Annotated in this window: 10 protein-coding genes; all 10 read left to right on the top strand. The window is 50.3% G+C overall.

Features of this window, described 5'->3' with window-relative positions; translation table 11 throughout:
* Window positions 1–1,414, top strand: a 1,414-nt coding sequence (locus B3D59_RS15905) for a cation:proton antiporter (RefSeq protein WP_286821981.1), incomplete at its 5' end; no start/stop codon positions are given.
* Window positions 1,415–1,476: 62 nt separating this feature from the next.
* Entirely contained in the window at window positions 1,477–3,030 is a 1,554-nt protein-coding gene (locus tag B3D59_RS15900) for a sensor histidine kinase (RefSeq protein ID WP_286821974.1), read from the top strand.
* Complete coding sequence (locus tag B3D59_RS15895) at window positions 3,023–4,348, top strand: sigma-54-dependent transcriptional regulator (protein WP_286821972.1); 1,326 nt, start codon at window positions 3,023–3,025, stop codon at window positions 4,346–4,348. The genes B3D59_RS15900 and B3D59_RS15895 overlap by 8 nt, the downstream gene beginning before the upstream one ends.
* A 294-nt stretch (window positions 4,349–4,642) precedes the next feature.
* Window positions 4,643–6,496, top strand: coding sequence for a sensor histidine kinase (locus B3D59_RS15890; protein WP_286821971.1), 1,854 nt, complete (start codon window positions 4,643–4,645; stop codon window positions 6,494–6,496).
* A 9-nt stretch (window positions 6,497–6,505) separates the two neighbouring features.
* A complete protein-coding gene (locus tag B3D59_RS15885) occupies window positions 6,506–7,210 on the top strand; it encodes a sigma-54-dependent transcriptional regulator (protein ID WP_286821967.1) in 705 nt (234 codons plus the stop codon).
* A complete protein-coding gene (locus B3D59_RS15880) occupies window positions 7,200–7,640 on the top strand; it encodes a potassium channel family protein (RefSeq protein ID WP_286821966.1) in 441 nt (146 codons plus the stop codon). Before B3D59_RS15885 ends, B3D59_RS15880 begins: the two co-directional genes overlap by 11 nt.
* Window positions 7,637–8,299 carry a potassium channel family protein gene (locus B3D59_RS15875; protein ID WP_286821965.1) on the top strand — a complete coding sequence of 221 codons (663 nt, stop codon included), beginning with the start codon at window positions 7,637–7,639 and terminating at the stop codon, window positions 8,297–8,299. The genes B3D59_RS15880 and B3D59_RS15875 overlap by 4 nt, the downstream gene beginning before the upstream one ends.
* A gap of 15 nt (window positions 8,300–8,314) precedes the next feature.
* Window positions 8,315–9,826: a TrkH family potassium uptake protein gene (locus B3D59_RS15870; protein WP_286821963.1), complete on the top strand. Its 1,512-nt coding sequence runs from the start codon at window positions 8,315–8,317 to the stop codon at window positions 9,824–9,826.
* A gap of 14 nt (window positions 9,827–9,840) precedes the next feature.
* Window positions 9,841–10,413 (top strand): hypothetical protein, encoded by a 573-nt coding sequence (locus B3D59_RS15865; RefSeq protein WP_286821957.1) that lies wholly within the window; start codon window positions 9,841–9,843, stop codon window positions 10,411–10,413.
* A partial coding sequence (locus tag B3D59_RS15860) for a TrkH family potassium uptake protein (protein ID WP_286821955.1) occupies window positions 10,410–11,443 on the top strand: 1,034 nt, incomplete at its 3' end. The genes B3D59_RS15865 and B3D59_RS15860, both read left to right, overlap by 4 nt.

Genomic DNA, 11,443 nt, shown 5'->3' with positions numbered 1-11,443 from the left:
GGCGGGGATATTCCTGTTTGTGATGATTTTTATCGGAACACGGCTCATTCCAAAATTACTGGCCTACATTGCCAGACGTAATTCCAGGGAACTGTTTCTGCTGGCAATCACCGCAATTGGCCTGGGCGTGGGATATGGCACCTATTTATTTGGGTTGTCCTTTGCCTTTGGTGCGTTTGTTGCCGGCATGGTGCTCAGCGAATCTGATTACGGTCACCAGGCACTGAGCGATATTATTCCTCTGCGTGATATTTTTGGTTTGCTTTTTTTTGTATCGGTGGGCATGCTCCTGGATCCGATTTTTTTGGTTAAGCACTGGCAGACAATCCTGATTGTGGTTTTGTTTGTATCCGCAGGCAAGGGCCTTATTTTCAGCGTATTGAGCCGCTTATTCGGGTATGGCAACGTCATTCCGCTGGCTTTGGGGTTAAGTATGTTCCAGGTGGGAGAGTTTTCATTTGTTTTGGCCCGGGTCGGTATCAGCACCCAATCCATATCCAACGATCTCTATTCCCTGATACTGGCAACCGCAATTGTAACCATGCTATTGACACCGCTTGTTTCCGGACTGACCTCGCCATTGTACGGATTGCGAAAGCGAATGTTTAAAAAAGAGCCGGTACAGACCATCAATTTACCTGAAACAGGCTTGCGCAACCATGTGGTCATTGCAGGCGGAGGACGGATCGGATTTCACATAGGCAAGGTTCTCCAGCGCCTGGACCAGCCCTTTGTCATTATTGAGATTGATTACCGGCGGGTGAGCCAGGTCAAGAGTAAGGGGTTTCCGGTTATTTACGGGGATGTGACCCGGGATGTTGTTCTCGAAGCCGGCAGAGTAAAAGAGGCCAATCTTGTACTCATTACCACACCCAGGATTGATGTAACCGGCCCCGCCTGCCATCAGATTCGCCTTTTAAACCCAACGGTAAATATTGTGGCAAGGGCCGAAGGGATAGATCAGATGCAGGCCCTGCATGACCAGGGCATCCAGGAAGTGGTTCAGCCCGAATTTGAGGCCGGACTTCAATTTACCCGCCAGGCCCTGCTCTATTTAAATATTCCGCCCACGGATATCCAGAAATATACCGATTCCTTTCGCAGGGAGCTGTATGCGCCGCTTTTCAAGATCAGCCAGGGGGGTCAAACCCTGTCTCAACTGCAGAAAGCATGTGATTTATTGGAATTTAACTGGGTAAAACTGGTGGCCGACAGCCCTGTGATTGGCCGGACAATCAAAGAGTTGGCTCTTCGTACCAAGACCGGCATATCCGTGGTTGGCGTGATGCATGACGGCGTGCTGCAACCCAATCCGGTTGCGGATTATCAGTTCAAAGCAGGGGAATTAATTGCGGTTATGGGCAATGCCGAGCAACTGGCAGATTTTCAAACGCTGATTTTACCGCCACAATAATGGCCGGTAAGTGCAGTGGCCTGATTTCATAACCGCAAAATGACACTAACGGCACAAATAGAATGGTCAACCTAAAATTTGAACACAACAAAATGGTATCACATATCCCAAGGCGATCAATAAAATTCAAAATTTTTCTGGTAAGCCTTCTGCCAACCATTGCGCTGATCGCAGCCGCATTTCTCAACCATCAATATCTAACAATCCTGGGAGAAAGCGCAGAACAAATTCTGTCCAAAAACTACAAAAGCATCAAGGCAGCCCAGGAGAGCAGAAAATTATTAGAAGAGATACGAAATCTTTTTCTTGCCCCGGTTAACAGGAAAGAGCGTTTAGCGGATATACCCCCGGGGCTTGTAAAAAAAATTTCTGATGCGCTTGATATCTGCAGAGACAACATCACGGAAAACGGAGAACTTGAACTTATTGATCGACTGCTTGAAAGTTATTCTCAATATAAAAAAGCAGCCTCTCTCTTAGACAAAAGAAAATCAAAAGTATGGAATGAGCAGGAAATTTTCGACATATTTGCCATTACGGCAGAGATGATTCTGACGATTGATGAGCTTGTCTCGGTGAACGAGCAGGCTATGGAGCGGGCCGAAATAGAGACCCGAACCCTTGCAGCACAGGCCCAGAGAAATGCCGTGATATTTTTTGGAATTATTATTGTAACGCTATCGAGTTTAAATTATTTTTTTTCACACAGAATCGTAATGCCGATTATTAAATTGGCCGATCAACTATCCAAAATCAAAGAAGGAAGTGGCGACTATCCCAATATGGCTATAAAAGCCGATGATGAAATCGGTGTCCTTGCAGGAGCGTTTAATCAACTTTTCCAAAGAATTTCACACTATGACAATCACCGGGATAATATTATTGCTGCAGAAAAAGAAAAGGTACGACAGAGCGAAGAGGCAAAAGTCAGATTCATTGCTGATATCTCCCATCAGTTGAAAACGCCTATGACATCATTAAGCATGAGTCTGGGTTTGCTGCACAGCCGAGGGGAAAAGTTAATTCCTGAAAAACAAAAAAAGCTCTATGATACCGCCTTTGACGATTGTTCGAGACTGGCGACTCTGATTAATGAGCTGGTGGATGTTTCCCGCCTTGAAACCATGTCCCAACCCCGCCCTAAAGAGACACTAAATATCAAGATGGTGATTACCGAATCTGTCGCCCCCTTGGTAAAACAGGCTGAGAAAAAAGGGATTTCAATTCATCTGGATATCCCGGATAATTTGCCTGACGTCACCATTGACTCCTTTCGATTCCCCTGGGTCATAACAAATTTGATTGGAAATGCGCTGAGGTATACCTCAAAAGGGGCGATCATACTTTTCAGGGCCTACCGGCAGGGTCAACGATGCTATTTCCAATGTTCCGATACAGGGGAAGGAATAAAGCCTGAATATCTCCCGCACATTTTTGACCGGTTCACCCAGTTCTCAGAACGGGGGAAAAGCGGCACCGTCGGTTTGGGCCTGGCCATTGTAAAAGACATCATTGACCAGCACGGAGGGGATATCAAGGTGAAAAGCCGGGTGGGTGAAGGAACGGTTTTTACATTCTGGATACCGGGCAGCATTAAGGAGAATACAGATGAATAAAGTCCTGATCATTGACGATGATTCCAATATTATGACGACACTGGAGATTTATTTTGAAGAGAATAATTTTAAGGTCTTCAGCGCAGAAACGGCAGAGAAAGGGCTTGCGTGTGCCAAGAGCCAGCTTCCTGATTTAATTCTGCTGGATCTGAAACTGCCCGACAAGAACGGCCTGGATGTTCTCCAGGAAATTATTGAAAGCGGAATCAAAACCCAGGTGCTGATGATTACGGCGTATGCCAGTATAGAAACCGCTGTGAGTGCAGTGAAAATGGGGGCATTTGACTATCTGCCCAAACCTTTTGTGCCGGGACAGTTGGATCTTGTGCTGGAGAAAATCAAGCGGTTCAGCCAAATGGAAAACGAAATTGCTTCCCTCAAGGGTCTCTTCTCCGAAGGTGGATTTATAACCCGCAATTCAAGGCTTCTGAAAATTCTTAAAACAGCAGGACAGGCTTCGGATTCTGATGCTACCATACTCATCGGCGGTGAGAGTGGAACAGGTAAAAGCCTTCTGGCCAGGCTCATTCATGACTGGAGCCCCCGATCGGAAAAACCATTTGTCGTGGTGGACTGTGCGGCCTTTCAGGAAAATTTGCTGGAGAGTGATCTTTTTGGCCATGTTAAGGGGGCCTTTACCGGAGCGGTCAAGGATAAGCTTGGTAAACTCAAGCTTGCGGACGGGGGGACTGTCTTTCTTGACGAGGTGTCTGAAATCCCGAAATCAATTCAGGGAAAACTGCTCCGTTTTATTCAGGAGCATAAGTATGAATGTATCGGAGACCCGGAGCCAAGATCTGTGAATGTTCGTATCATTGCTGCAACCAACAGAGATCTGGAGGCTATGGTCGAGGATGGTGTGTTCAGAAAGGATCTTTACTTCCGTCTCAATGTGATGGAGCTTTTTCTGCCGCCGCTCAGGGAACGTCCGGAGGACATAAAGCTGCTGTCTGAAATGCTATTGAAAAAATCTTCCCGGGTAAACGGCAAAACGATCCGAAGTATGGATCAATCTGCACTGGAGAGATTGCAGGCTTATCCCTGGCCGGGCAATGTCAGGGAGCTTGCCAATACGATTGAGCGGGCCGTAATTACAGCGACGGGTAAAGTGCTCATAGACAAGGATCTATCCCCCGGTATATTAAACTATAATCCGGACCAGAATACGCATGAAGGATTGGAATGTCTGGATGAAATTGAAAAACAGCATATCCGGAAAGTCATTATGAACACGGTATCCCTTGACGAAGCGGCTAAAATACTGGGGATTGATCCTGCAACGTTGTGGCGAAAAAGAAAAAAATATCAGCTTGACTGATTCAAAAAAGGTTACCTCCCATATAATTTTCATTCCCTGTTTTTTTTGAAGGTCTTAACAAGGTTTTTAATCAGGTATTCAAGAGATCAGACTTAAAGACTCGTGCAAAGTGCAATGCGGTTTTATTGCAAAATTCAAGGGTTCTGAATTGAATAATTTTAAATTGGTGCCGAAATAAAACCAACATCTTGTAAATAAAGTGAAAAAACATCAAGGCATTCTTTTTGCTCAGTTCCAGGGTTATGCTCCCTGGCATAGATGGGTATCGATTAAAAATCAGGAGGGATGCATCAATTGCTTTTACTAAAAATGATGGCTGATATGACATTAAAAAAGAAAATTCTGACCGGCTACGGCGTGGCCTTTACCCTCATGGGACTTGTGGTCGCATGGTCAGTCGCCAATCTCGTCTCCCTGGGTAAAGCCTCGGATGCAATCCTGAGTGAGAATTACAGAAGCATCCTGGCTGCGGAAAACATGGTGGATGCCCTGGAACGTCAGGACAGCGGAATTCTTCTGATTTATATTGGAGACTCGGAAAGAGGGAACTTGCAGTTCAGGGAGAATGAAGCCTTGTTTCTGCAATGGCTGGCCCGGGCCAAGGATAACATCACCATTACGGGGGAGGCGGATCTGGTTCGTGAGATTGAGGCTGGATACCGGGCTTACCGGTACGGCTTTTCCCAATGGACCGATTTAAAGGTTCGGTCCGCCCCCGTGTCCGCCTTATACCGGAAATCCGTTTATCCCCTGTTCATAAAGGTGAAGGACGCCTGTATCGGCCTGCGCCGGCTCAATGAGGACACTATGTATGCCGCCAGTGTAAAGGCCGGTGTTGTGGCCAACCGGGCGATTTGGTCCACATCGTTTGTGGCGGGTTCAGCATTGGTTTTGGCCCTGATCTTCAGCCTTTTTCTCGCAGAAAGGGTGGTACGGCCGATCCGGGGCTTCATGGCGGCCTCAAGAAAGATCTCGGCCGGGGACTACGCCGTACAGGTACCTGTGGAAACAGACGACGAACTGGGAAGCTTGGCCAGGGAGTTCAACGAGATGGCGACAAAGCTTTTCCGGTATCATGAGATGAATATCGAGCAGATCATCGCTGAAAAAAACAAGGGGGAGGCCATACTCTCAAGTATTGAGGACGGGTTGGTGGTGTTTGACATCAATCTCAACATCACCAGCATCAATCCTGCTGCAAGGGAGATGCTGGGGGTGACCCTGGCGGAGACGGTTTCGCTGCAATGCCCGGATATCCTGCCTGATTCAAATCTATGCGACCTGATCCGGGAAACGCTTGAAACCGGCTCCCATCCGAGTATTCCGGAGGATGACCGGATGGTTGTCCTGACTGCGGGTAACCGGACCCGGCACTGCCTCTTTTCGGTTACCGCCATCCTGGGCAGGGATCGCCATCTTTCGGGAATCGTGCTTCTGCTCCGGGATGTAACCCGGCTCAAGGAGGTTGAACAACTCAAAAGCGAATTTGTCATGGCCGCATCCCATGAGCTGCGCACCCCTCTCACCAGCCTGGGAATGAGTGTAGACCTTCTGCTGGAACATACTGCTGGTACGCTGAAGGAAAAGGACCATGATCTCCTTCGGGTCGCCCATGAGGAGGTCCTCCGCATGAAAGCCCTTGTCAATGATCTGCTGGATCTTTCAAAGATCGAAGCCGGCCGGATCGAAATGGAATATGACAGTGTCCCGGTCGTGACCCTTTTCGATCATGTCCGGACGGTTTTTAAAGGCCAGCTGGATATGAAGGAGGTTGACCTGGTGTCGCATATTCCTAGTGAACTGCCCAGGGTCCGGGCGGACGCAAACAAGATCACCTGGGTCCTGACCAATCTGGTTTCCAACGCCCTCCGTTATTTGGGCAGGGGCGGGCGTATCGCGCTTCGGGCCCAGAGAATCGGGCCGAATGTCCACCTGTCTGTTCAGGATAATGGGCCGGGAATCCCCCAGCCCTATCAATCGAAAATATTTCAGAAATTTGTTCAGGTTAAAGGCCGGGAACCAGGAGGCACTGGTCTGGGGCTTGCCATTTGCAAGGAGATCGTAAGAGCCCATGCCGGCGCGATCTGGGTGGACTCGTCCCCGGATACAGGAAGTACGTTCACCTTTACCTTGCCCATAAATCAATAGGAGAATGCAATGAAAACAAAATCCATACTGATCATTGATGATGAAAAAAATATCCGGCTGACCATGGACCAGTCCCTGGAATCGCTGGGAATCCCCGTCAGGACAGCGGTGAATGGTGAAGAGGCGCTCCAAAAACTGAAAGACACGCCGGCTGGCCTGGTGTTCCTGGACCTGAAAATGCCGGGAATGGACGGGATAGAGGTATTGCGCAGGATCAAGGAGGAATGGCCCGAAATCCGGGTGATCATTATTACCGCTCATGGAACGGTAGAGTCGGCTGTGGAGGCCATGAAGCTGGGTGCGGTTGATTTTATTCAGAAACCCTTCAGTCCTGCGGAAATCCGGGAGCTGGCAATCCGGGTCATGGCGCGCGAGGTATTGGAAGTGGAAAGCGCCGTTGACTACCCGTCCCTGATTGAACTCACAAAGCGCTGCATTTCGAATCAGGAATTTCCCGCCGCCTGTGAAACGGCCAGAAAAGCCATCGCAGCAGACCCGGCCCATCCGGAAGCATACAATCTGCTCGGGGTACTGCTCGAAATCAAGGGGGACGGACTGGAGGCCCAGAAGTTTTATCGGGCGGCGCTGGATATGGACCCGACGTTCAAATCGGCCTGGGCAAACCTTGATAGAACCACCTCCTGGCACAAGTTAGGAAAGATCGACCTGGGTCCGGACCGAAAAGAGGAGGCAGGGGAAGCCGATGAAAAATAGCAAATATATTGTGGTGGTGGGCTGCGGGCGGCTGGGGTCCCTTCTTGCGAATCGCCTCAGCCGGGACGGGAATTCGGTGGTGGTGATTGACCCGGTCGAAACTGCGCTGGATGATTTGTCACCGGATTTCAGCGGGTTCCGGATCAACGGCGACGCCACTCACATGGCGGTGCTCAAGGCGGCCAAACTGAAAAACGCCGATGTGCTCATTGCCACGACCCCTGAAGACAACGTCAATCTCATGGTAGCCCAGGTCGCCCAAAAGGTCTTTCGCGTCCCCCATGTCTTGGCCCGGGTTTTTGATCCCAGCCGGGAGGAGATATACGCCCAGCTGGGGATTGACACCATCTGTCCCACTTCGTTGGCCGCCGGTATATTTCTGGAGGCGGTGGCCAACGGCGGAACGCGTCAAAACGGAGAGTTACCATGAAGATTATCATCGTCGGAGGGGGCAAGCCCCTGTTTTTCCTTTGCCGCAATTTCACCGCCAAAGGATACCGGGTCATCATTATAAACCGGGATAAGGGCGAATGTGTGCTGTTGAGCCGTCAACTCTCGGCCACGGTCCTGTGCGGAGACGGCAGTGACCCGGAAATTCTCAAACAAGCCGGTGCAATGGGTGCGGACGCCGTACTGGCGGTCACCCCCAACGATCAGGACAACCTGGTGATCTGTCAGTTAGCCGCCCTTAAATTCGGCGTGCCCAAAGCCATTGCCCTGGCCAATGACCCGGATAACGCCGAGATCTTTGAAAAGCTTGGCGTTTCCGCCTTCTCAACCACCCAGATTGTAGGCAGCCTGATTGAACAGCGGGCATCCATGGCGCAGATCCTCAACCTGCTGCCCGTGGGTGAAGGCCGGGTCAATGTGACGGAAATTGCTCTGGAGGCGGGCTCCCCTGTGGCGGGCAAGCAGCTCAAGGAGATCGATCTTCCTGAAAACGCCTTAATTGCGGTCGTTATACGGGACAATCGCCCCATGGTCCCCCGGGGAGGAAACGACCTCCAGGCAGGAGACCGCATCGTCCTTATCACTCTGCCGGAGAACCATGGCCCTGCCTTAAAGGTGCTGACCGGAGAGGAAAAATAGTATAGAGGAGTCCTTATGCGGGAAAAAGAATATCTGAAAAAACACTATGCTGCCATGTCCTTATCAATTGGCATGATTCTCATTCTGTCCGGGGGGATGATGCTGACGCCGCTTCTTATCCTGGTATCCAATCCCGAAGAATCGACCCATGTTCTGTCGTTCTGTCTTCCCGCAGGATGCCTTGCCATTCTTGGAGGAATCCTGTGGTGGCTGTTCCGGTCAGAGTCCAATACAACACTGTCGGTTCAGGAGGGGGGTATTATTGTTGTAGTGAGCTGGATGACGGTCATCCTTTTTTCAGCCTGGCCCTTTACTTCTGTTCTGGGGCTGCCGTTTTCCAGGTCGGTTTTCGAGTCTGTGAGCGGCTGGACGACCACGGGACTGTCGGTTGTGGATGTCACGGCCGCAGGCCCGATGATACTGCTCTGGCGCAGCATTATCCAACTGGCGGGCGGTGCGGGCCTGGCCATTATCATGATGTCGGCCATTGTCGGCCCCTCCGGAGTCGGTATTTCCAGCGCCGAGGGACGAGGCGACCAGCTGGTGCCCCATGTCAGGCAGTCGGCCCGGCTTGTCTTAATCATCTATTCCGCCTATGCCGGTGCAGGGTCTCTGGCCTACTGGGCGGCAGGGATGTCCCCTTTCGATGCCGTGAACCACGCCTTTGCCGCTGTGTCCACCGGCGGGTTTTCAACAAGAGTGGAGAGCATCGGATACTGGAACAGCATCCGTGTCGAAGCGGTCACCCTCTCCCTCATGGTGCTGGGCAACCTGAGCTTTGTGACCGCCTGGTTCCTGTGGCGGGGGAAATTGGGCGTGGTGTTTAAAAACGGTGAAATCCGCCTCCAGGTCGTCTTGATACCGCTGTCTGCCACAGCCGCTTTCATCTGGACCTGTCAGGCCCTCTATCCCCAGATGGGCAAGGCGATGCGGGTCGCCGTGTTCGAAACCGTGTCTGCGCTGACAACCACGGGGTTTTCAACGGTTGGCTACGGCAACTGGAATGCCTTTGGCGTGGCCCTCATGACCGGCCTCATGCTGATTGGCGGGGGCACATGTTCCACGGCCGGGGGAATCAAACAGTTCCGTATCTATCTTCTGTTCAAGATGCTGGTCTGGGATATCAAGCGTCACTTTATTCCTAAGATTGCTGTGGCGGAACTCCCGGTATGGGAAGGAAACCGGCGTGTTTTTATGAATGACGCCGGGCTGCGGCAGGTGGCGATGTTTGTCTTCCTTTACATGGTCATCTACGGGTTGGGGGTTCTGGTACTCTGTGCCTATGGCTACACCCTGAAAGATTCCATTTTCGAATTCGCCTCTTCCTTGGGCACCGTCGGTCTTTCCATGGGAATAACTTCCGCGGTCATGCCCGACGGTGCCTTGTGGGCGGAAATTCTTGCCATGTTTTTCGGCCGGCTTGAATTCATTGTGATCATCGTAAGCCTTCTGAAAATCGGCCGGGATATGCGCGCGGCAGGCCCGGTGCTCCCTGGTTTTATTCAACGGCACAGCAATACCAAATAGGGAATTAGAAAAAAATGTCATCAAACTTAAAAAAAATATTGATCTGCTGGCTCCTCCCGGATCAGATGCCTCAAAGTCGGGGCTTCTGTGAGATATCCGTCAGCCCTTTAAGCTGCTTGAGCCAGGCGACATCAAACCATCCGGATCTGATTGTCATCTTTTTTAACAGCAGAGATATCCAGGGGCACAAAGAGGTGATTGAACTTTGCAAGATCCTTAAGGAACATCCGTTGACGACACAGGTAAAGGTAGCGGTTTTCTTGGAAAGACTCCATCAAAAAATCATTTTAGGGTTGGCACAGACAGGCGTGGATTTTGTTGACATTCATTCCGGTATTGAATCGGACAGTATCGGAAAAAATATCCGTCAATTATGGAAATCTCATTCCCTGATGCCGGCACAAAGCGTTTTAGAAAAACTCTGCCCGTTTCTTAACTATCTGCCAGGCGGGGATAAATACGAGTTCCCGGTCTGCGGCGCTTATCGGAACAGGATGTTTTTAGGGGGCCACCGGCTTCATGAAATATGCCATACCATCAATCACCATCACTGTGAATATTACAAGAACCCCAAGGTGGTATCATGACCTTGCGACGCAAGCTGTTAAAACTGCATCCGGCGGCACTGATTCTGACCAGCTTTCTTGCTCTCATTCTGATCGGCACACTTTTATTGAGCCTGCCGGTTTCTTCGAAGAGTGCTCCGCTGCAAGTCATAGACGCCTTATTTACCTCGACCTCGGCGGTCTGCGTCACCGGACTGGCTGTGGTGGATACCGGAACCCGGTTCACCCTTTTCGGCCAAATCATTATTCTCGTTCTCATCCAGATGGGGGGGCTGGGGGTCATGACGCTCTCAGTGCTCCTCTTCCGGATAATCGGCAGGAAAACCTTCTATCATCAGCGGATGGCGGTACAGGATATGTTTTTGCACACGCCCCAGGATGATATTTTCAAAATCGTCAAAAACATTATCTATATGACTTTTTGCATCGAAACTGCTGGTGCCGTTCTTTTAGCGATTTACTGGAGCCGGACAATGCCGGTTCATGAAGCCGTCTATACTGCTCTCTTCCATGCCATATCTGCTTTTTGCAATGCCGGTTTTTCCCTGTTCCCGGACAGTCTTTCTACCTTCGGTGACAGTTATCTTCTAAATTTTACCATCTGTATGCTTATCGTGACCGGCGGCATCGGTTTTTCGGTATTGTATGAATTTAAAAACTGGATAAAGCTCAGAAAGAAAAAACGGTTCCGATTTTCGGTGCAGACCAGGACCGTATTGTTGACCACGGCCATTCTGATCGTTGGTGGTACGGTTTGGTTATTCATCCTTGAACGACAGGGGATTCTGGATGGCAAATCCCTGGCATACCAATTCCTGGTTGCCCTGTTTCAATCCATTACCTGCCGGACGGCCGGATTCAATACCGTTGATATTTCTGCACTCAACGAAGCAACCATCGCCATGATGCTGGCCCTGATGTTCTTCGGGGCCTCACCAGGGTCCTGCGGGGGCGGCGTGAAAACAACCACCCTGGCATTGCTGACCGCCACAACCATCACCCGGATAAAGCGGATGCAACGGGTGAATCTGTTTAAAAAAAGCATTCCGGA

The sequence above is a fragment of the Desulfobacter sp. UBA2225 genome (genome assembly GCF_002348205.1).
GTDB lineage: Bacteria > Desulfobacterota > Desulfobacteria > Desulfobacterales > Desulfobacteraceae > Desulfobacter > Desulfobacter postgatei.
This window is presented reverse-complemented; position numbering and strand designations above follow the sequence as displayed.

What these genes read in the sequence shown, in the direction of transcription:
- B3D59_RS15900 (WP_286821974.1), top strand. Translation starts at nt 1,477, where the DNA reads ATGGTCAACCTAAAATTTGAACACAACAAAATGGTATCACATATCCCA.
- B3D59_RS15895 (WP_286821972.1), top strand. Translation starts at nt 3,023, where the DNA reads ATGAATAAAGTCCTGATCATTGACGATGATTCCAATATTATGACGACA.
- B3D59_RS15885 (WP_286821967.1), top strand. Translation starts at nt 6,506, where the DNA reads ATGAAAACAAAATCCATACTGATCATTGATGATGAAAAAAATATCCGG.
- B3D59_RS15880 (WP_286821966.1), top strand. Translation starts at nt 7,200, where the DNA reads ATGAAAAATAGCAAATATATTGTGGTGGTGGGCTGCGGGCGGCTGGGG.
- B3D59_RS15875 (WP_286821965.1), top strand. Translation starts at nt 7,637, where the DNA reads ATGAAGATTATCATCGTCGGAGGGGGCAAGCCCCTGTTTTTCCTTTGC.
- B3D59_RS15870 (WP_286821963.1), top strand. Translation starts at nt 8,315, where the DNA reads ATGCGGGAAAAAGAATATCTGAAAAAACACTATGCTGCCATGTCCTTA.
- B3D59_RS15865 (WP_286821957.1), top strand. Translation starts at nt 9,841, where the DNA reads ATGTCATCAAACTTAAAAAAAATATTGATCTGCTGGCTCCTCCCGGAT.